Origin of the sequence: Polyangium sp. 6x1, assembly GCF_029946515.1 — a bacterium.
Lineage (GTDB): Bacteria > Myxococcota_A > Polyangia > Polyangiales > Polyangiaceae > Polyangium.
In genome coordinates, this window is the sequence record NZ_JARZHH010000060.1 from 32,946 (window position 1) to 52,955 (window position 20,010).

Below are 20,010 nucleotides of genomic sequence, written 5' to 3' on the forward strand. Positions count from 1 at the left end.
GACGCGCCGAGGCAAACCATGCGGAAGGACGAGCTCGACACCCACCCGCGCCCGCACATCCTCGTCATCGACGACGAGCCTCACCTCTGCGAGCTGCTCGCCTACCGCCTGGAGCACCACGGATATCGCGTCAGCACGGAGCTGTCGGCCCGGGGCGGGCTCGAAGCGCTGGAGCAAGCGAACATCGACGCGATCATCCTCGACCTGCGCCTCGAGGACGCCGACGGCATCGAGGTGCTCGGCGAGCTGCAGAAACGTTCGCCCGATCTGCCGGTCATCATCCTGACGGCGCACGGCACGATCGAGACCGCGGTGCTCGCGATCCAGCGCGGCGCGTACGGATTTCTGACCAAACCTTTCCAGGACTACGAGCTGCTCCAGAAGCTCGCGCACGCCATCGAGAGCGGGCGGCTCAAGCGCGAGGTGGCGGGCCTGCGGCGCATCATGGGGGACACGTCGAGCGACAACCGGCTGCTCGGCACGAGCGAGAACATCGCGGCCGTGCGCGAGCGGATCGCCCGCGTGGCGCCCGCGGACGCGACCGTGCTCCTGCTCGGCGAGTCGGGCACGGGCAAAGAGCTCGCGGCGCGGTCGATCCACGCGCTCTCGGCGCGCAAAGCGCGGCCGTTCGTCGCCGTGAACTGCGGGGCGCTGCCGGCGGAGCTCTTGGAGAGCGAGCTCTTCGGGCACGTGCGCGGCGCGTTCACGGGCGCGAGCCGCGACAAAGACGGCCTGTTTGCCGCGGCGCGCGGCGGGACGCTCCTGCTCGACGAGATCGGCGAGGCCCCGGCGCCGGTCCAGGTCAAGCTCCTCCGGGTGCTCCAGGAGAAGCGTTTTTCGAAGGTCGGCTCGGCGACCGAGGAGGACGCGGACGTGCGCATCGTGGCCGCGACGAACCGCGATCTGCGCGCCGAGGTCGCCGCCGGGCGCTTCCGGGAGGATCTCTTTTATCGCCTGCACGTGGTGCCGATCGTCCTGCCGCCGCTGCGCGAGCGAAAAGACGACATCCCGCTGCTCGCCGAGCTCTTCTTGCGCCGCTCGGCCGCGCGGTACAGCCTGCCCGAGCCTTACCTCTCGCCCGACGCGATGCGCGTGCTGCTCGCCCATTCCTGGCCGGGCAACGTCCGCGAGCTCGCGAACGTCATGGAGGGCGCCATCCTGCTTTGCCAGGAAGAACGCATTCGCCCGCAGCACATCCTCGCCACGCTCGCGACGCCCGTCCGCCCGCCCGCGACGCTCTCCGCGGAAACGCCGATCGAGCCAACCGAGGAGGATCCGCCGCTCGGGCTCGCGAGCCTCGGCGATCCCGAAGCCCCGCTGCCGCCGCTGCGCGCCGCGCGGGACTCCTTCGAGCGCGCCTATCTGGTCGAGGCCCTCCGCCGCGCCAGCGGCAACGTCAGCGCCGCGGCCAAGCTCGCCGGGCGCAACCGCACCGACTTCCACGACCTGCTCCGCAAGCACGGACTCTCGGGCGCCGATTTCAAGGCATGACGTTCGCGCGCCGGTGAACGCCGGACGACGCGGAAGGTCAACGGGGATACCCTTGCGGATCGCCGAAAGACATTCCGTCTTGCACGGCATCCCCTGATGGCGGATACCCTCGGCCCATGCGTCTTTCCCGTTTCACGTCGCGCGTCCTCGGCGTGCTGCTCCTCGGCGCGTCCCTTCTGGCCTGCGGCGGCGCCGCCTCGACGTCCCCCGACGCGGCCACGTCGGCCCGACCCCGGAAAACCGGCACGTCCGCGCGCATCGAGGCCGACCCGCGCATCGGCGTCTACACCTCGATTCCGTGGGGCTTCGATACGAACTCGTTCTGGATCGAGGGCCCGAAGGGGCTCATCGTCATCGATACCCAGTTTTTGCCCTCCGCCTCGGAGGAGCTCCTCCAGCAGGCCGAATCCCTCACGGGCAAGAAGGTCGAGCTCGCGATCGTCCTGCACCCCAATCCGGACAAATTCAATGGCACGGCGACGTTCCAGGCGCGGGGCATCCGGGTGGTGACGTCAGCGCAAGTGCTCGCAAAGATCCCGCACGTGCACGAGATCCGGACGCGCTCGTTCGCGGCGCGGTACGCGCCCGATTACCCGAAGGACCCGCCCAAGCCGGAGAGCTTCGGCGACGCGACGCAAGAGCTCTCGGCCGGCGGGGTGACGGTGAAGGCGCACGTGCTCGGCGCGGGTTGCTCCGAGGCGCACGTGGTGATCGAATACGACGGGCACGTGTTCGTGGGGGATCTCGTGGGGCAAGGGACACACGCCTGGGTCGAGATCGGCGAGACGGAGGCCTGGATCGATCGGCTCGGGGAAATCGCGGCGATGAAGCCCCGCTTCGTGCATCCGGGCCGTGGCAAGACGGGCGGTGCAGACCTCCTCGCATGGGAGACGGGCTATCTGCGGCGATTGCTCGACGAAGTGGCAAAGGAAAAACCCACGATGCCGCCGCCGGCAGGAGCGATCGATCGAGTGAAGGATCGCATGATGAAGGCATATCCCGGGCTCGATTACGACGTTTTCCTGGACGTCGGCCTCGAAGAGGTCTGGCGAAAGCAAGCCGCGAAGGCAGCCCCGAAGTAGCCATCCGCGCCCCCCGCAAACGGCAGGGCCCTCCTACAGGGACATACACGCGCCGCGCGTTTCCTCTGTCCGGACCGGAAAGCGCGTCGCGTGACGCACTGCGGAAACCTTCACGAAACATGGAGGGGTGTATCGATCGAGCATGAAGGTCGATACGGGCGACACCGCCTGGCTCCTCGTCTCCACGGCCCTCGTACTTTTCATGACGCCGGGCCTCGCCCTCTTCTACGGCGGGATGGTGCGGCGCAAGAACGTGCTGTCCACGCTGATGCACGCCTTCGCCGCGCTGCCCATCGTGACGCTCCAGTGGGTGCTCTTCGGGTACTCACTCGCATTCGGTCCCTCGATCGGCGGGCTCGTCGGCGGTCTCGGTTATGCCGGGCTCACGCCACTCGCAACAGAGGCCCGAGGGACCGTGCCGCACCTCGCATTCTGCGCATTCCAGATGATGTTCGCCGTCATCACCCCGGCCCTCGTCGCCGGCGCCTTCGCCGAGCGCATGCGTTTTCCCGCATATGCCGCATTCGTCCTGCTCTGGTCGACGCTCGTCTACGACCCCGTCGCGCACTGGGTCTGGAGCGAGAGCGGCTGGCTCTACAAGATGGGCGCCCTCGATTTCGCAGGCGGCACCGTGGTGCACCTGTCGGCCGGCGCCTCAGCGCTCGTCTGCGCCGTGGTCCTCGGCAAACGCGTCGGCTATCCGCACGAGCGCCACCAGCCCCACAACCTGACGATGACGCTCACAGGCGCAGGCATCCTCTGGTTCGGCTGGTTCGGCTTCAACGCAGGCAGCGCCCTCGGCTCCGGCGCCCTCGCCGCACTCTCCCTCGTCACGACACACGTCGGCGCAGCCGCAGGCGCACTCGGCTGGCTCGCCGTGGAATGGTGGCAACGCGGCAAACCCACAGCACTCGGCGTCGCCTCAGGTCTCGTCGCAGGCCTCGTCGGAATCACCCCCGCCGCCGGCTTCGTCTCACCAGCCGCAGCCGCCATCATCGGCGTAACCGCAGGCGCAGCATGTTACTTCGCCGTCGTAGGAAAAGAGCGACTCGGCTACGACGACGCCCTCGACGCCTTCGGCGTGCACGGCGTAGGCGGCGCCATCGGCGCACTCCTCACAGGCGTCTTCGCACAAAAAGCCCTGAACGACGCCGGCCGAGACGGCGCACTCGCAGGCAACGTCGCACAACTCTGGCCCCAGCTCGCCGGCATCGTCGTCGTCGGCCTCTATGCGTCGATCGTCACATGGCTCCTGCTCAAAGGAATCGACAAGCTGATCGGTCTGCGCGTCGCCGCAGACGAGGAGCGCGAAGGCCTCGACGCTACCGAGCACGGCGAGACAGGGTATGCGTCGTGAGGGCGCATCGCTGGGGCTTTGCCCCAGGCCCCACCAGGAGCTGTCCGCTCCTGGACCTGGACCAGCGCCCGCGCTGGACTGGGGGTCGATGAACTGCGCAATGCGCAGTTCATCGAACAGCCGGGTCAAGACCACAGGCGATCCTGCCAGCCAAGACCGCCGCGCTGACGGTTCAGCCGGCAAGGCGGTCCCACCGCAAAACAGCAGCGCTGCCGTTTCAACGGGCAGCGCGGTCCCACCGGCCTGTGGGAAGAACTGCGCTTCGCGCAGTTCTTCCCCCTGAGGTCCAGGGCTGGCCCTGGTTCGGGTCGAGGGGCGAACAGCCCCCGCGGGGCCCGGGGCAGAGCCCCGGCGCGGCGCCCCCGATGAACCCACGCTCAACGTGAAAGCGGCAACGTGAACATGAACGTGCTGCCTCTGCCGACTTCGCTCTCGACCCAGATGCGGCCGCCGTGGGCCTCGACGAACTGGCGGGCGATGAAGAGACCGAGCCCGAGGCCATCGATCTTTTTGCCTGTCCGTGCGCGGTAATAGCGCTCGAAGAGGTGGGGGAGCTCCTCGGGTGGCACGCCGTAGCCTCGATCTCGTACGGCGACTGCGATCTCCGTGTTCCGTGCCTCGATGTCGATCGTCACGGGCTCCTCGGGGGGGGAGTATTTGAGTGCATTGCCGACGAGGTTGACGAAGATGCGCTCGAAGCGCGCTGCGTCGAGGATCACGGGGGGCAGCGCGTCGGGCGGGCGGGCGAGCCGCAGGCGCGCCTGGTCTTGCGTTGTCCATGCGCGCGAGACGATGTCTTCGACGAGGCGCAGGAAATCGCACGGCTCGGTGTGGAGGATGAGCTGGCCCGAGTCGAGCCGCGCCGAGTCGACGAGGTCGTCGATCATCGAGGCCATTCGCCTGGCGCTGCCGACGACGCGGTCGGCGACGTGCACCTCGCGCTCCATCCCGGCGCGCGAGAGCGTGCGCTGGAGCAACAGCGCGGCGGACATCATCACCGTGATGGGCTGGCGCAGGTCGTGCGAAATGGCGTGTAGCACGTCTTCCTTTGCCTGTTCTAGCTGCCGGAGCTCGGTGATGTCGCGCGAGACGACGATGCCGAGGGCGATCGAGCCGTCTGCGTCCTGCACCGCGCTCGTGCTCGCGAGGATGTGGCGGCGGGATCCGTCCCGGAATTCGACCAGGTATTCGACGTCGGTGATGGTATCGCCTCGGAGCAGCCTCTGGGAGGGGTATTCCTCCCAGAGCAAGGGCACGCCGGCGGGCGAGAGCAAGCGCATGTAGGCGAGGATCTCGCGTACATGGGTCGTCACGTCGCCGCCGATCACGCGGCTCGCCTGGTTTTGCACGATCACGTTGCCCTGGCCGTCGATGACGAGCACGGCTTCGGCCATGCTCCGCAGGAGCGCGCGCAGCTCGGCTGCCTTGCGCTCGGCTTGCGCGCGCGCGGTCGCGAGCGCGTGCTCCATTCGATTTCGCTCGGTGACGTCGGAGAACACCCCCACGGCTGCGACGATGCGCCCCTCGCGATCCACGACGGGCGCCGCGCTGATGCTGACCTCGATCGGGTCGTCGGGGTGCCGCTCGAATGTGTACTCCTCGTCTTGCATGACCTCGCCTCGGAGCGCGCGCGCGAGCGGGAAGTCCTCGAGGGAGCATCGCTTTCCATCGCGGAAAAAAGGAGCGCCTTCGCATTCGGTGAGGCTCGAGGCAAGCTGGGGGGCCCCGGCGATGCGTGTGCTCTGTTCGTTCGTCAGGAGGAACTTGCCCGTCGCGTCGACGATGTTCACGCCGGAGGGCATTTGCCGCAGCACCGCTTCGAGCAGCCCGCGTTCGGTCTCGATCCGCTGGAGCAGCCGCTCGCGCTCTGCCGCCGCTTGCCGTTCGGCCGTGATGTTTCGGACGACCGCGATCACCTGGTCCTCGACGAGGGGCAACATCCGCGCTTCGAACGAGAGCGTTCGGTCGGCCCACGTGAGATCGTAATCGAAGGTGGCGAGGCCTCGGGTGGTGAGCACATCGGCGATCGCTGCTTCGAGTCGATGGGCGAGCGCCGGCGGTAGCACGTCGCGAAGACGTTTGCCGAGGAGCTGCTCGGCGGGCTGGTACAGGTCCGTCACGCGCCCCGCCCTGCAATCGAGGTAGGTCCCCGCGGCGTCGAGCCGGAAATAGAGATCGGGCAACGCCGCAAAGACGGCCTCGAGCTCCCGGGTCTTCTGCCGGAGCGCCTCCTCGACCCTCTTGCGCTCCGTGACCTCCCGGGCGAACGCCGCGACCCCGATGATCTGCCCCTCGGCGTCGCGGTGGGGCTCGAAAACCGTGTCGAAGCAGCGCCGCTCGCCGCCGATCGGGAGCCAGGACTCGATTCGCGTCCCCTTCCCCGTCGCGAGGACCGCCTTCTTGAGCGCCGTGAGCACCTCGGCCGATTCCCGCGGGAAAACGTCGAAATCGGTCCGGCCGATCACGTCCTCCCGGCGAATGGGCGGATAGGGGTTGTAGACCTCGACATACCGGAGATCGAGGTCCTGGTAAAACACCACGTCCGGCAGCGCCTCTACGACGTGTCGGAATCGCGCTTCGCTCGCGCGCAGCGCCTCCTCGGCGCGCACGCGGCTCGTGACGTCGCGGAGCAGGGCGTACGCGCCGGAGAGCCCGCCCTCGTCGTCCCGGATGGGGCTCGCCGTCACGGCGACCAGCCGATCGGCGGCGCCCGGGACGTCGCACGAGATGACCTCGTCCACGACCGAGGCGCCGCCGAGCGCCCGTGCGAGGGGGGTCTCGCCGAAGGCCAGGATGCGACCGTCCTTCCGGCGCACGGTCGCTCCCGCCATCAGCGGCCGGATGTCTTCGCCGGTCGCGACGGGGCGCCCCGCGAGCGTCTGTGCGGGGCCGCTGTCGAACGCGAGGCGGTACTCGGCGTCGACCACGAGCACCCCATCGGCGATGGGCGCCAGCGTGGCCCCCAGGGAAACGAGGTGTTCAATGGATCGCGGCAAGGCCCCCCCGTCCCGCGAGGTCCCTCGGGCACGCCCGCACGAAGGCCCGCGTGGGCCCCAGAACCTACCAGGAAAACCTCACGGAGAGTAGGGGGATTGGGGGGACGTCCCCGGAGAGCCGAGCGCTCGCAAACGATTTGTTCAGGGCGAGAGCTCGCCTCCGGCGGTTGGGGCCGGCTGCGTCGAGGGAGAGAGCGGGCGCGTCAGCATATCGATCGCGTTCTTCACCGAGCCGACCGCGCCCGCGAGATACACGACGTCGCCGACCACGAAGGGCTCGTTCGGGTCCGCCTGTTCGAGGAGGTTTCCCCCTCGCCGCACGGCCACGATGAGGGCACCCGTTTGCCTTCGCACCCCGAGCGCGGCCGCGGATCGGCCGACGGCTGCGCTCGCCTCGGTCACGAGTGCGCTCTCGATTTTCAGCTCGGCGAGGTCCGCGCGCTCGCCGAGCGAGCGCCGCGGGATGACCTTGGCCCGCTCGGTCGTCTGCGTCGAGGCGCGCACGTCGTCGATCCGCTCCTCGATGACGTTGCGGGGGATGTCGAGCCAGCGGAGCAGCCGCGCGAGGATCTCCACGCCGCCCTCGACCTCCTCGGCGACCACGTCGGTCGCGCCCATCGAAAGGAGCGGCTCCTTTTCGAGCATGTACCGCGCGCGCATCAGGATCGGCACGTCCTTCGCGACGCGCCTCGCCGTGTCCACCACGCGCTGGGCGGCTTGTGGATCATTCATGAGGAGCAGGAGCGCGCGGGCCTTTTCGAGGTGCGCGTGCCCGAGCGCCTCCTCGCTCGTCGCGTCGCCATAATAAACGGGCTCGCCGGCCGCGCGCGCGACGCGCACCGTCTCGGCGTTGAGCTCGAGCACCACATACTTCGCGCCGCACGCCGCGAGCGCGCGCGCGACGAGCTTGCCTGCGACGCCGTACCCCACGATCACCACGTGCCCCGAGAGCGCGTGCTCGTCGCCTCCGTCGGCCTCGTCGATGCTGCGCACGCCGATGAGCCGCTCGAGCGGCAAGAGCAGGCGCTCACCTGCCGTCAAATGCGGCGCCACGCGCACGACGACGGGCGTGAGGAACATGCTCGTGATGCCTGCCGCGAGCAGCGGGCGCATGGCGTTCGCATCGACGACGCCCGCGCTCTCGCCGAGCCGCGCGAGGACGAACCCGAACTCGCCGAACTGCGCGAGCCCGACGCCCGCGAGCCACGCGACCCGCGCCGGGAAACGCATGGCGAAGGCCGCGATCGTCGCGAGGAACCCCTTCGCCGCGAGGAAGCCCGCGAGAAGGAGCAGCACGAGGAGCGGCTGCTCCAGCACCACCCGCACGTCGAAGAGCATGCCGAGCGAGACGAAAAAGACGCTCACGAATGCGTCCCGGAGCGGCAGCATGTCGCCCATCGCCCGGTGCCCGTATTCGGTGTCGGCGACGACCATGCCGCCGAGGAAAGCGCCGAGCGCGAGGGACAGCCCCGCCTTCGCCGTGAGCCACGCCGTGCCCACGCAGAGCGCGAGGACGGCCAGCAGGAAGACTTCGCGGCTCCGCGCCGCGGCGACCCACCGGAGCGCGCGCGGGACGACGAGGCGCGCGACGACGACGGTCGCGATCACGAGGGCCGCGGCTTTGCCGAGCGCCACGCCGATTTCGCGGGCCATGTCGCCGCCCTGCCCGGCCGTGCCCAGCATCGGGACGATGAGGACCATCGGCACGACGCAGAGGTCCTGGAAGATCAGCGTGCCGACGATGAAGCGGCCGTGCGGCGCGTCGAGCTCGCGCCGCTCGGCGAGCGCTCGGAGCACGATCGCCGTGCTGGAGAGCGCGAAGACGAACCCATAAAACACGCTGCGCCCCGCGGGTTGTCCGAGCGCCGAGGCGACGCCGGCCACGACGGCCGTGGTCAAACCCACCTGGAGGATCCCGCCGAGCGCGACCTGCCGGAAGATGCTCTTCAGGCGCGCGAGCGAGAACTCGAGGCCAATCGTGAAGAGCAAAAGGACGACACCCACCTCGGCGAGGATCTCGATCGAGTGAATCGAATGGACGAGCTTGAAGCCGAACGGCCCGACGAGGGCGCCCGAGAAGAGCAGGCCCGCCACGGTCGGCAAGCGCAGGCGCGAGAGGATGACCGTGACGAGCACCCCGAGCGCGGCAATGACGGCGATTTCATCGAGGAGGGGGATGTGTCCCATGCTTCCGTCTTCCTTTCATACGACCGCGTGAGGACGTTTCTCGATCTTCTTTCGCGAAGGCGCGCGCCGCTTCACCGCGCTCCCGCCGAAGAACCGCTTGTCGATCCACTCCGTGAGCGGGGCGGCGATGTAGATCGACGAGTACGTGCCGACTCCGATGCCGACGAGCAGCGCGAAGGCGAAGTCCTTGATCATGCCCGTGCCCCACCAGAGAAACGCGAACATCGAGAGGGCCGTCACGCCCGACGTGATGATCGTGCGGCCGAGCATCTCCGAAATGGAGAGGTTGATGATCGCCGAGAACGAGAGCCCGCGGTGCCGCGGCAGGTTCTCGCGGATGCGGTCGTAGACGATCACGGTGTCGTTGATGGAGTAGCCGACGATCGTGAGCATCGCGGCGACCGTGGAGATCGTGATCTCGCGCTGCGTGATCGCCATGGCCCCGAGCGCGATGCCGACGTCGTGGACCAATGCGACGATCCCGCCCGGCGCGAAGCGCAGATCGAAGCGCAAGGCGATGTACGCCATGATGAAGACGATCGCGATGAGGACGCTCTTGATCGCCGCGTCCCGGAGCTGCGCGCCCGCCTTCGGGCCGATCCACTCGACGCGCAGCGCCTGCGCGGGGACCTTGTCCGCGCCGAGCTCCTGGCGCAGCCCGTCGAGGAGCAGATCGCCCTTCGATCGGAGGTGGATCTCGACCTTGTGATCCCGGTCGTTCGCCAGGACCACGCCCCGCTCGCGCGATTGCAGCGTGATTCCCTCGATGCCCTCGATTTGCTTTTCGATCGCGGCGAGGTCGGGGGCGCTCTCGTAGCGGAGCGAGATCTTGTCGCCGCCCGGGCTGAAGCGGATTTCCGTGGGGACGAGCGCGTTCGCGCAGCGCGGATCCGCGATCGGCTCGCCCTCCTCCGCGAGGCAGAGGTGGTGCCGCACCGCCCGCTTTTGATCCTCCGAGAGCGCGTTGACCTCGAGGACACGAATCATCACCCGGTTCGGCGTCCCGGGGCTCGTGATTTCGATCACCTCGGGAGACTCGAATCCCGCGCGCTCCACGGCGGCCCGGATCTCGGTCGTGGGGACGTTCTGCAAGAGCGCGACCTCGATCTCGGTGCCTCCGCGGAAATCCGTGCCGAGCCGGAGGCCCGGGACGAAATAGGTGACGATGGAGAGGAGGAGCAAGAGGACACTTCCGCCGATGAAGTATCGGCGCTTGCTCATGAAATCGAACTGACGTCCGGGCTTGATGAACTCCATGGATCAAGCCCCCGCCGGGGGCTCGGCCCCTCGATGCTCGAACAGCGCGCGGCAAAGATTGCCGGCGAGGAGACGGATCCCCGCACCGACGAACACGGGGACCGACGCAAGGACAAGGAGCAAGAGCTCCGAGCGCAAAACGACCGCATACAATGTCGACATCTTTTCCTCGACCCGAGCCTTTGGGCATAGGAAGCCCCATGCACGCCTGGGCCACGCGTCCCGGGGGCGTGCGTCATCGAAGGAGCCAAGGCAAAACGCCGCCCGATCCACGTAAAGGATGGCGCGACAACCCCTGGTTCCGCAGCGACGAACGAAGAAGGCGGAGCCGTGGCGACGCGAGGAATCGCGCGAATTCGCCGTCTAGCTCCGGCCTTCGGGCCGGGGAGGACCTCGGGCCGGGTTGACGGCCAGATAATCGGACGAACGGAGGGCCCGCTCGGGGAGCTCCTGGAATCTGCGCCGCTCGACCGGCGAACCCGCGCTCTCGCGCGCGGCCGCGACGCGAACGACGCCCGCGTGCCCGCCGCTCCAGCCGGGATCCAGCGGCGTATCCCACCGCATCGGGCCGCGAGGCTTGGCCCAGGAGGACGGGGGTTGCCGGGAGGGGCGATCCGCCTGATCGCCCGGGCCCTCGGGCACGGGGCGCACCCGCGCCTGCACGGGGACGGGAGCCGCGGCTTGCTGCAGGAGCTCGACGACCGCGCCCACGGTCCGCATCGCGGAAGGCGCGCCCGCGCCGCCACGCGCCTGCGTGAACCCGAGCGAGCTCAGCACCAGCGAGACGAGGACGAGCAGGCCCGCGACGACGCCGCGCGGAAGAGCGTGGCCTTCGTGTGGCCTTCGGTCTCGGCGCCCTGTCGGGTCGTATGCCATCGGGGGGCGCGTCATGGAAGCTCGCGGGAGGGTTTCTTTTCCCTCGGATCGCCCAGAAACTCAAGCGCAAAGATCGAGCGGCATGATTTGAGCACGAACGACCTCGGGGGGCGAGCCTCGACAACCCGGGGACGTCGGATATCCTCACGCACCCCGATGCCTGCATCGAAAACCGCACCGATCCACGGCGCCCGCCTCGAATACGTCCGCTTGCCCTCGGCCGCGCCACGCGCGGGGGCCCCTGCCCTCGTGTTCCTGCACGAAGGGATCGGCTCGGTCGCGATGTGGAAGGATTTCCCGCAAAAGGTGGCGGACGCCACCGGAGGCGAGGCCATCGTGTACTCCCGCGCCGGGTATGGCGGATCCGATCCGGCGAGGCTGCCGCGCCAACCGACGTACATGCACGACGAGGGGTTTTTCGTGTTGCCCACGCTGCTCGAATCGCTCGGAATCGAGCGTCCGATCCTGCTCGGCCATTCGGACGGCGGCTCGATCGCGCTGATCTGCGCCGGCGGCACCGAGACCCCGCTCACCGGCCTCGTCGTGATGGCGCCGCACGTGCTCGTGGAGGACATCTCCATCCAGAGCATCGAGAAGGCCAAGATCGCGTATACGACGACCGATCTGCCGGCGCGGCTCGGCAAATACCACGACGACGTGGACGCGGCGTTCTGGGGCTGGAACGACATCTGGCTCCACCCGGATTTCCGCGCCTGGAACATCGAGGAATACCTGCCGCGCATTCGCTGCCCAATCCTCGCGATCCAGGGCGTGGACGACGAATACGGCACGATGGACCAGATCCACCGCATCGCCCGGCAGGCGAAGGACGTGACGCGCGTCGAGCTCGAATCCTGCCGCCATTCGCCCCACAAGGACCAGCCGCAGGCGGTGATCGACGCAGTGCAGGTCTTTGCCTCGCGGCTGTGCACCGAATCGGCTTGACGGTGCGCGGCCGCCCACGTAGCGAGAGGCAATGCGCACGCTGCGGCCCACGGCAGTCCTCCTCGCCTCCGCGTCGGTCGTTTCCTGCGGAGGCGCCGAGCCGCCTGTGACGAGCGCCCCACCTGCGCGGAGCGCCGTGGCGACGGCCTCGGCCGCGCCGCCCAAGCCCCCGAAGCCAGTCGCGGATTTGTGCGCGCTGCCGACCACGCCGATCGAGGAAATCACGACGGCCGAAGGCGCCAAGGTGTTCACGACCGACGGCGCATATCTCGTCTGGTCCGACGGGCACGCCGTCGTGCGCGCCGCGATGAACGGGGGCGATCGCAGGACACTCGTCGCCGACGTGACGAAACACGCGGACGTCGCGGGGCTCGCCCTGTCGAACGGAGAGGTGTGGTTCCGGGCAGCGAAGCGGTACGATCAGGGCTGCGCGGGGCTCGTCGGGTTCGTCGGGCAAAACGGCGGGCCGGTCACGTCGGTCACGCCGGAAGGATGCATCACAGGGTTTGCCCTGACGCCCGATCGGGTCGTGTTCGCGCGGGAAGAATCGGTCCCGACGATCACGGGCATCTCGAGCGGGCTTTACGTGGCGCCGCGGAAAGGCGGGCCGGGAAAAACCCTCCTGCGCCCGTTCGGCGGATACAACGGAATCGCGACGGACGGCGAGTTCGCCTATTTCCAGGGGGGTTACGACAGGCTTCACCGCATCCCCCTCGGCGGCGGCGAGGGCGTGGAGATCGCCGACGGCAAGATCGGCGATGCATTCGGCGGCTACGACGGGCGGCGCTTCACGGTCGACGGCGGCGACATCTACGCCTTGCACGGGCACCCGAACCTCAACGGGATGAAAATCGCGCGGCTCTCGAAGGAGGGCAAGGACCCGCGGCACCTCGGCCCCGCAGTCCCCCCGCACCCGAGCGGCGGGACACTTCCCACGAGCCCGCTCGTCACGGACGCGCAATTCGTGTACTGGGCGTCCCCTCTCCGCGGCGAGATCTTGCGGGTCCCCAAGGATGGCTCCTGCCTGCCGTACGTCATTGCCACAGAGCGCGAAAAGCCGGACTGGGTGGCAGTGGCAGGCTCGTACGTGTACTGGATGGAGCTCGACGCCAAACCCCCGCGTATCGCCCGACGCAAGCTGTACGAGGATCCCGAGCCGTCTCTCGCCCCGGTCGCAAACGCAGCGCCGCCGAGCGCCGCGCCCACGCCGCCGCCCACGCCGCCCGAGCCAAAGCTCGCCCCATCCGAGCGGCCGTTCGTCCTCGCGGGCGAATTCGCGGAGCCGACGACGCTCGCCTTCGCCGGCGGGAAGGTGTTTGCGTTGCTCGCGGATCGCAGGGCGACGATTCGCAACAACGAGGTCGAGTACCATCCGTACTGGATTCACGTCCTGGAGCTTCGCGGGACGAAGTTCCATCCCCTCAAAAAGCACAAGCTCGAAGGTCACCTCGTCGCCGAGCGGGTGGCCGAGAAAAATGGAAACCTTTATCTCGTCGTGCGAAACCCCGACGCGCGCGGCGAGGCGCATTATTACGAGCCGCTCGGAGCGGGGAAACAACTCGCGGGATACGACAGCGAGTGGGAAGAGCCAACCGGCCCGCACATGCCGCCCTCCTGCGAAGCCGCGCCCCCGGGAGCCACGAAGCTCGCCCCGATGCGGGATCTCTACGGCTGGCCGAAGCACGAAGGAGCGCGCTTCTTCATCGGTACGTCGTGCGATGGAAAACCCACGATACAGGTCCTCTACCAAGACAAACCGCAGATCATCCCGATCGAGCCCGCCGACGAGCTCATGAACACCCAGCTCGGAATCGTATGGAAGGGCGCAGCCGGCGTCTCCCTCTTCGACAAGGGGTCCTTCCGTCGCATCGCGCCAAACCTGCCAAAGCGCACACGGGACCTCCTCCGCGCGCCCGACGGCACGATCGTCGCCCGCGGCGACGAAAATTTCGCCCTCCGCGGCGAGGAATGGGCCCCCTGGCGGCTCGAATCCGGCAGCGCCCGACTCACGGTCGTATCCGACGGCGCAGCGCTCTGGGCTTATGTCGGAGATTCCTACGTCGCAGTCACCGAGCTGCATCGATACGCGCCCAGCAGCGCAAAGGACGGAGAGCGCATCGACACGAGCACAGCGCAGCTCCCCAAGAAGCGCTGACGAGACGTCGCGCGCTCGCCCAGCTCAGAACCGGATCCCGTTCTCCGCCCGGTGCTTCCACCACTTCCAGCCAAGCACAGCCGCCGGGACCGCAGCAGCCGCCGCAAGGACGGGCATGCCCGCCGCAGCCAGAGCCACCGTGCCAGCCGTCACAACCCCCGCCTTGACAGCGTTCTTCTTGGACTCCTTGAGGACCTCGTTCCGGGACTTGCTCATGCAGGAACCATGACACGCGCCAGGCAGGACAGGTAGCCCCAGCGAGGCTCATCGGGGAGCGTCGCGCCGGGGCGCTGCCCCGGGCCCCGCGGGGGCTGTTCGCCCCTCGACCCGAACCAGGGCCAGCCCTGGACCTTTGGGCATCGACTGCGCGAAGCGCAGTCGATGCGGGGAAAGTTTTTTAAGCTGTCAGCCCCCCTCTTTGCAGGGCCAGCCCTGGACCTTTCGGGGAAGAACTGCGCGATGCGCAGTCGATGCGGGGAAAGTTTTTTAAGCTGTCAGCCCCCCTCTTGGCAGGGCCAGCCCTGGACCTTTCGGGGAAGAACTGCGCGATGCGCAGTCGATGCGGGGAAAGTTTTTCAAGCTGTCCGCCCCCTCTTGGCAGGGCCAGCCCTGGACCTTTCGGGGAAGAACTGCGCGATGCGCAGTTCTTCCCACAGGTCAGCACGTGCTGTCGTCAGGCGTCATTGCGGGGCAAGGACCGTTCAATCCTGCGATCGGGCACCAGCCACAGAAGCGCCACGAGCACATACAGTGTCAGCGCCATCCACCGCCAAAAGATGGTGGAAACCATGCCGAGGGCATACAGAACGGGCGAGAGCTTGCCCTTCCAGTCACTGCCGATCGCGGCCCGGAGAGGTGACTCCGAGCCCTGCGTAGCGATGATCGTCCGCTGAAGGATCGAATAGGCCATCGCCGCCGCCAAGAGCACGCCGCCGTAGAGCGCGCAAGGAACGGCCGCGAAGTGATTCTCACCCATCCAGCCAGTGACGAACGGAAACAGAGACAACCAAAAAAGCAGATGCAGGTTCGCCCAGAGAATGCCTCCCGTCACACGGGTGACGGTATGCAGCATGTGGTGGTGATTGTTCCAGTAGATGCCGACATAGACGAAGCTGAGCACATAACTCGAGAACACCGGAACGAGCGGCACGAGCGTTTTCAGGTCGTCGCCGTGGGGAACCTTCATCTCGAGCACCATGATCGTGATGATGATCGCGATGACGCCGTCGCTGAACGCCTCGAGTCTGCTCTTCCCCATGTTCGAACCCCACGCTCAACCTTCGGAGGACGTTCCCAGCGCGACGAGGTGCTCGACGAGATTTTTCACGTGCGGCACACCGAGGCCCGTCACCGGATCCCAGTCGGCGCACGCGCTATAGCCGTCGACGCGCTGCACGACGGCCTTGCCCACGCTGTTCGCGACGCGCACGCAGACGTCGGTTTGTCCGATCGTGATGTCGCGGAACGCCGGGGGATCAGCTTTGCGCAGCGAATACAGCGCCGGGTTCGCGAAGCCGACCCGGCCCTTTCCCGTCCGGCGCCGCGCCTCGTTCGCGAGCGCGATGATCGCAGCCCAGATGGGCGCGGCCATGCTCGTTCCACCCGCGTAATCAATCCAGTTGCGGCCGATCACCGCCTGATACCCGAGCGCGGAGAGCACCTCCCCGCGCTGCACCGAGGGGCCCGAGGCCATCAAGGCGACGTCGGGAAAACCGCGGCCATACGGGACGACCGCAGGCGTGTTCGCGCCGCGCGCATACCATTTGCGCAGGCTGTCCGTCTGCCACGCAGGAATGGGGACGTCCTGGCTGAAGCCCCCGCTCGAAGCGAGCTGCGTGAACTGGACCATCTTGGCCACGGCCACCGGCGGCGGGCCGCTCCAGGCGAGCTCGGTCAGCGGATCCAGGCACGTGATCATCGTCCCGCCCACGCTGAGCACGCGCTCCTCGACCGCAGGAAACACGCCGTGCGGCCAGGGCGCGTCACTCACGGCATAACCGTCGACCATACGGCGCGGAATGCCGTCGAGCGCGCCCCAATCGCCCGCCGCGCTGACCACAGTGATCCCGAGCGCCGCCGCTTGGTCGAGCAGGCCCGTGACGACGCTCGATCCAAAGATGCGATAATACCTCCGCTCGGGGGTGATCCAGCTCGTCGAGGCCACCGTGACGTCGCGCGCCTCGTCGCCGATGACCGCGAGCAGGAACATCGACCAGGGATCGGCGATCACCTCGGGGTCGACGAAATACACGACGAGCCGCGCCCCGGGCGCCATCGCGCCCGCCCACGCGACGGTCATCGTGGCCTCCAGCCGGTGCAACGGATCGACGAGCCTGCCGCCGCGCGTGGGCCCGAGGTCGATCATCTCCACCGAGGGCGGCGTGATGCCGTGCGCGCGCCAGAAGAGGTGCAAATCGCCGATGTCGATCGAGCCGCCGAGCATGAGGAGCGCAATCGTCTCGCCCGCGCCCGTGAGGTCGTCCGGGAACGAATAAATTCTGCGAATGTCGGCGGGCGTGACGCCGGCGAGGTTCGGCGGGGGTTTGCCCGGGTCGCTGCGGACCGAAAACGGAAATCCCTCGCGCAGCTCGACAGGGACCTCCTCCTGCCGCGCGCGGGAGACCATGGAGCTGCGGGCCTCGGGGGCGTTGCGCAGGCCGTGGACGGCCTGGATGTAGCCGGCGAGCTCGCGGGGCACGGCGGTGTCGACGCGCGGGGCGCGGTGTCCGCCGGGCTCGCGGAGCCAATCGGCGAGCTGGCGGCCGAAGGCGCGGCGGATCGGCTCCTCGGGCGCGCGCACGACGATGAGCTGCCGACCGACGGGCCCGGACGGCATGGGTTCGAGGCCAGCGCGCCGGAGCCAGGCGTGCACGGCCTCGATCTGCGTGTCGTCGAGCGCGACGAGGCCCGCGAGCTCGGCGCGCGAGAGGTGTTTTCCGTAGCGCGGGCTCGCCGGATCGGAGCACTCGATCACGAAGTCCATGAGCTCCGCGCGCGAGCGATCGTGGAGGATCACGGTGATGTCGATCGGCTCATGCGGGCCCGGCGGCGGCGTCATGGACATGGGGCGAGCGTACCCGAGCGGGCTCGCGTGAGGCAAACGGGGGGCTCGGGCGCGCGCGCCGCGGCTCGTGTTTGGCGCGGGCGGATGCTAGAGAGCCGGGATGTCCGAGGTCCAAACGCCCTCCCCCCGCGAGCGCTTGAACGAGCTCTTCCTCAAGCTCGACGCATTCTTCGCACGCGGAAAAGGCCGGCATGGCGAGGCCATCACGTGCCGCGCGGGCTGCGACGACTGCTGCCGGCGGCGCTTCTCGGTGACGACGATCGAGGCGGCGGCGGTAGAGGAGGCGCTCGATCGCCTGTCCGCCGAGGAGCGGCAGAAGGTCGCGGCGCGGGCCGCCGATCCCGCGGGGACGGTTTGCCCGGCCCTCGGCGAGGACGGGCGCTGCGCCGTGTACGAGGCACGCCCCACGATCTGCCGGACGCACGGCTTGCCGATTCGTTTCACGGAGCGAAAGGGCGGGCGGTCGCTCCCGATCATCGACGCGTGCCCGAAGAACTTCGTCGGGCAGGATCTCGCCTCGGTCGATCCTGCAAGCGTGCTCGATCAAACGACGCTCTCCACGGTGCTCGCGGCGCTCGACGCGGCGCACGCGGACGCGGCGGGGCTGCCGCGCGGGCAGCGGATCGAGATGACGACGCTCTGCTCGTCCTGACGAACAACTTCAGCCTTGACTAATATAAGCTGACGGTGATACTCCTCCGTCGTGGAAGCGTTCGACGTCCTCGGGGACCCGGTCCGCCGCCGGATCCTCGAGCTGCTCGCCGACGGGGAGCAAACTTCGGGGGCGATCGCCGAGGTCATTCAGCGTGAGTTCGGCATTTCGCAGCCGGCGGTGTCGCTGCACCTCAAGGTGCTGCGGGACCATGGGTTTGCCACGGTCCGGGCGGAGGGCACACGGAGGCTTTATGCGGTCGACGTCCGGCCCTTGCAGGAGGTCGACGTTTGGCTCGATCGCTTCCGCCGATTCTGGGACCAGCGCCTCGACGCGCTCGCCACCGAACTCGCGCGAGGCAAACGAGAACGCCGCCTGAAGGCGGAAGCGGGCTCGTCGACGAACGACACGACGAACACGAGGGAGAGGAAAGAACCATGATCGACATCATGAAAGAGCTCACCGCCGTCCACCGCGAGACCGGCCCGAAAATGATGCCCGGCGGGGAAGGCCGCACGGTGAAGCTACGGCGGAGCTACGACGCGGCGATCGAGGACGTCTGGGATGCGATCACGAATCCCGACCGCGTGAAGCGCTGGTTTCTCCCGCTCGAGGGCGAGTTGCGCCTCGGCGGGCATTACCAGCTGAAAGGCAATGCCGGCGGCAAGATCCTGCGCTGTGAGCCGCCCCGGCTGCTCGAAGTGACGTGGTCGATGGCCTCGAAGGACGACGAGAACAGCAAGGTCTTCGTGCAGCTCTCGGTCGGCGAGGACGAACAGACGATCCTCGAGCTCGAGCACGCGGCCATCGTCCCCCCGGGCATGTGGCCCGAATACGGTCCGGGCGCCGTGGGCGTCGGCTGGGATCTCACGCTCCTCGGCCTGGTCTACGAGCTCCGCTCGCTCTTCATCGAAGACAAGAACGCCTGGGGGATGACGCCGGAGGCGCGGCAATTCATCACCGGGAGCAGCGTCGGCTGGGGCGCCGCGAACCAGGCCGCCGGCGCATCGGCCGCCGACGCGCAAAAGGCCGTCGAAAACACGACCAAGTTTTACGCGCCAGACCCGACGCCCGCGACCTGAACGGCGCCGGGACGCAGCCCACGAGAGCGCGACGCACGAGCCGTCGTCGTGCACGGAGACCGATGAAAGCCGCTTTCGAGGATGCATTCGTGGCCGCGCGGGCGGCCTGGCCCGGCGTCACGCTGGATCGGGAGGCGTTCATGGCGTACCTGCAGGAGCGCGCCGGGGAGGACGGCGCCGCGATGGAGCACGCGTCCGATCTGTTCCTCGCGTGCGCCTGCCTGCGCGGCGATCCGAGGGCGCTCGCGTTCTTGGAAGCGCATTTCCTCGCCCAGGCCCCGGCGTTCCTCTCCCGCGTGGAGAGCGACAAAGCCGCGATCCCCGAGCTCTTGCAGGCGCTGCGCGAAAAACTCCTGCTGCCCTCGGCAGGAGGGAGGCCCAAGCTCGCCGAGTACACCGGGCAAGGGCCGCTCGGCGCGTGGCTGCGCGTGGTCGCCGTGCGCGTCGCGCTCGATCGCAAACGCGCGCAGCCGCGGGAGGTTCTTCGAGAGGAGATCCCCGACACGCTGCTCGCCCCCTCAAACGATCCGGAGCTCGACTACCTGCGCGTGCGGTACGCGGCCGAGTTCCGCGCCGCGTTCCAGGACGCGTTGCTCTCCCTCGAACCGAAGGGTCGCACCGTGCTCCGGCTCCATGTCCTCGACGGGCTCAACATCGAGCGGATCGGGGTCATCTACGGCGTGCACCGCGCGACCGTGGCCCGGTGGATCGCCGACACGCGCGCGTGGCTGTTCGAGCGGACGCGCGGCATCCTGAGCGAGCGGCTCTCGCTCGAGCCGCGCGAGTTCGAGAGCGTGCTCCGGCTCGTGGGCCACGACCTCGACGCGAGCGTGCGCCGGATCCTGGAGGACGAGAGCGGCTGACGG

15 protein-coding genes and 1 pseudogene are annotated in these 20,010 nt (G+C 68.4%); 9 read left to right on the forward strand and 7 right to left on the reverse strand.

The genetic code is table 11. The annotated features are described in order from the left end of the window. Positions 1 to 18: 18 nt before the first annotated feature. The 3 genes from QHF85_RS37920 (at position 19) to QHF85_RS37930 (ending at position 3,930) form a co-directional block, all read left to right on the forward strand. Positions 19 to 1,491, forward strand: coding sequence for a sigma-54 dependent transcriptional regulator (locus QHF85_RS37920; protein ID WP_281332303.1), 1,473 nt, complete (start codon positions 19 to 21; stop codon positions 1,489 to 1,491). 116 nt (positions 1,492 to 1,607) lie between these two features. Continuing rightward, positions 1,608 to 2,573, forward strand: a complete 966-nt coding sequence (locus QHF85_RS37925; RefSeq protein WP_281332304.1) for an MBL fold metallo-hydrolase — start codon at positions 1,608 to 1,610, stop codon at positions 2,571 to 2,573. Positions 2,574 to 2,715: 142 nt separating this feature from the next. Continuing rightward, complete coding sequence (locus QHF85_RS37930) at positions 2,716 to 3,930, forward strand: ammonium transporter (RefSeq protein ID WP_281332305.1); 1,215 nt, start codon at positions 2,716 to 2,718, stop codon at positions 3,928 to 3,930. A gap of 377 nt (positions 3,931 to 4,307) precedes the next feature. Here QHF85_RS37930 and QHF85_RS37935 read toward each other — a convergent pair whose 3' ends face one another. The 4 genes from QHF85_RS37935 to QHF85_RS37950 form a co-directional block, all read right to left on the reverse strand. Continuing rightward, complete coding sequence (locus QHF85_RS37935) at positions 4,308 to 6,926, reverse strand: PAS domain-containing sensor histidine kinase (RefSeq protein ID WP_281332306.1); 2,619 nt, start codon at positions 6,924 to 6,926, stop codon at positions 4,308 to 4,310. Between the two features lie 141 nt (positions 6,927 to 7,067). Beyond that, positions 7,068 to 9,113 carry a cation:proton antiporter gene (locus QHF85_RS37940; protein ID WP_281332307.1) on the reverse strand — a complete coding sequence of 682 codons (2,046 nt, stop codon included), beginning with the start codon at positions 9,111 to 9,113 and terminating at the stop codon, positions 7,068 to 7,070. Positions 9,114 to 9,128: 15 nt separating this feature from the next. Continuing rightward, positions 9,129 to 10,334 carry a protein translocase subunit SecF gene (secF, locus tag QHF85_RS37945; protein WP_281332308.1) on the reverse strand — a complete coding sequence of 402 codons (1,206 nt, stop codon included), beginning with the start codon at positions 10,332 to 10,334 and terminating at the stop codon, positions 9,129 to 9,131. Between the two features lie 399 nt (positions 10,335 to 10,733). After that, positions 10,734 to 11,246: a hypothetical protein gene (locus QHF85_RS37950; RefSeq protein ID WP_281332309.1), complete on the reverse strand. Its 513-nt coding sequence runs from the start codon at positions 11,244 to 11,246 to the stop codon at positions 10,734 to 10,736. Positions 11,247 to 11,402: 156 nt separating this feature from the next. Here QHF85_RS37950 and QHF85_RS37955 point away from each other — a divergent pair, with 156 nt between their 5' ends. Beyond that, positions 11,403 to 12,191: an alpha/beta hydrolase gene (locus QHF85_RS37955; protein WP_281332310.1), complete on the forward strand. Its 789-nt coding sequence runs from the start codon at positions 11,403 to 11,405 to the stop codon at positions 12,189 to 12,191. Between the two features lie 31 nt (positions 12,192 to 12,222). Further along, a complete protein-coding gene (locus QHF85_RS37960; protein ID WP_281332311.1) occupies positions 12,223 to 14,346 on the forward strand; it encodes a hypothetical protein in 2,124 nt (707 codons plus the stop codon). 76 nt (positions 14,347 to 14,422) lie between these two features. Here QHF85_RS37960 and QHF85_RS49855 read toward each other — a convergent pair. The 3 genes and pseudogenes from QHF85_RS49855 to QHF85_RS37975 form a co-directional block, all read right to left on the reverse strand. Continuing rightward, positions 14,423 to 14,518, reverse strand: a pseudogene (locus QHF85_RS49855) (heterocycloanthracin/sonorensin family bacteriocin); the annotation flags it as partial. Positions 14,519 to 15,019: 501 nt separating this feature from the next. Beyond that, positions 15,020 to 15,604, reverse strand: a complete 585-nt coding sequence (locus QHF85_RS37970; protein ID WP_281332313.1) for a TMEM175 family protein — start codon at positions 15,602 to 15,604, stop codon at positions 15,020 to 15,022. A gap of 15 nt (positions 15,605 to 15,619) precedes the next feature. Beyond that, positions 15,620 to 17,410, reverse strand: a complete 1,791-nt coding sequence (locus QHF85_RS37975) for a S53 family peptidase (protein WP_281332314.1) — start codon at positions 17,408 to 17,410, stop codon at positions 15,620 to 15,622. A 100-nt stretch (positions 17,411 to 17,510) separates the two neighbouring features. Here QHF85_RS37975 and QHF85_RS37980 point away from each other — a divergent pair, with 100 nt between their 5' ends. The 4 genes from QHF85_RS37980 (at position 17,511) to QHF85_RS37995 (ending at position 20,007) form a co-directional block, all read left to right on the forward strand. Next, positions 17,511 to 18,062, forward strand: a complete 552-nt coding sequence (locus QHF85_RS37980; protein WP_281332315.1) for a YkgJ family cysteine cluster protein — start codon at positions 17,511 to 17,513, stop codon at positions 18,060 to 18,062. A gap of 51 nt (positions 18,063 to 18,113) precedes the next feature. Beyond that, the gene (locus QHF85_RS37985) at positions 18,114 to 18,503 is read left to right on the forward strand and encodes a metalloregulator ArsR/SmtB family transcription factor (protein WP_281332316.1); all 390 of its coding nucleotides are present in this window, start codon (positions 18,114 to 18,116) and stop codon (positions 18,501 to 18,503) included. Then, complete coding sequence (locus QHF85_RS37990) at positions 18,500 to 19,144, forward strand: SRPBCC family protein (protein WP_281332317.1); 645 nt, start codon at positions 18,500 to 18,502, stop codon at positions 19,142 to 19,144. Before QHF85_RS37985 ends, QHF85_RS37990 begins: the two co-directional genes overlap by 4 nt. Positions 19,145 to 19,206: 62 nt before the next feature. Further along, on the forward strand, positions 19,207 to 20,007 hold the full coding sequence (locus tag QHF85_RS37995; protein WP_281332318.1) for a sigma-70 family RNA polymerase sigma factor: 801 nt from the start codon (positions 19,207 to 19,209) through the stop codon (positions 20,005 to 20,007). The last annotated feature ends 3 nt before the right edge of the window (positions 20,008 to 20,010 follow it).

Coding starts and splice junctions, on each gene's coding strand:
- QHF85_RS37920 (WP_281332303.1), top strand. CDS start 19: ATGCGGAAGGACGAGCTCGACACCCACCCGCGCCCGCACATCCTCGTC.
- QHF85_RS37925 (WP_281332304.1), top strand. CDS start 1,608: ATGCGTCTTTCCCGTTTCACGTCGCGCGTCCTCGGCGTGCTGCTCCTC.
- QHF85_RS37930 (WP_281332305.1), top strand. CDS start 2,716: ATGAAGGTCGATACGGGCGACACCGCCTGGCTCCTCGTCTCCACGGCC.
- QHF85_RS37940 (WP_281332307.1), bottom strand. CDS start 9,113: ATGGGACACATCCCCCTCCTCGATGAAATCGCCGTCATTGCCGCGCTC.
- secF (WP_281332308.1), bottom strand. CDS start 10,334: ATGAGCAAGCGCCGATACTTCATCGGCGGAAGTGTCCTCTTGCTCCTC.
- QHF85_RS37950 (WP_281332309.1), bottom strand. CDS start 11,246: ATGGCATACGACCCGACAGGGCGCCGAGACCGAAGGCCACACGAAGGC.
- QHF85_RS37955 (WP_281332310.1), top strand. CDS start 11,403: ATGCCTGCATCGAAAACCGCACCGATCCACGGCGCCCGCCTCGAATAC.
- QHF85_RS37960 (WP_281332311.1), top strand. CDS start 12,223: ATGCGCACGCTGCGGCCCACGGCAGTCCTCCTCGCCTCCGCGTCGGTC.
- QHF85_RS37970 (WP_281332313.1), bottom strand. CDS start 15,604: ATGGGGAAGAGCAGACTCGAGGCGTTCAGCGACGGCGTCATCGCGATC.
- QHF85_RS37975 (WP_281332314.1), bottom strand. CDS start 17,410: ATGTCCATGACGCCGCCGCCGGGCCCGCATGAGCCGATCGACATCACC.
- QHF85_RS37980 (WP_281332315.1), top strand. CDS start 17,511: ATGTCCGAGGTCCAAACGCCCTCCCCCCGCGAGCGCTTGAACGAGCTC.
- QHF85_RS37990 (WP_281332317.1), top strand. CDS start 18,500: ATGATCGACATCATGAAAGAGCTCACCGCCGTCCACCGCGAGACCGGC.
- QHF85_RS37995 (WP_281332318.1), top strand. CDS start 19,207: ATGAAAGCCGCTTTCGAGGATGCATTCGTGGCCGCGCGGGCGGCCTGG.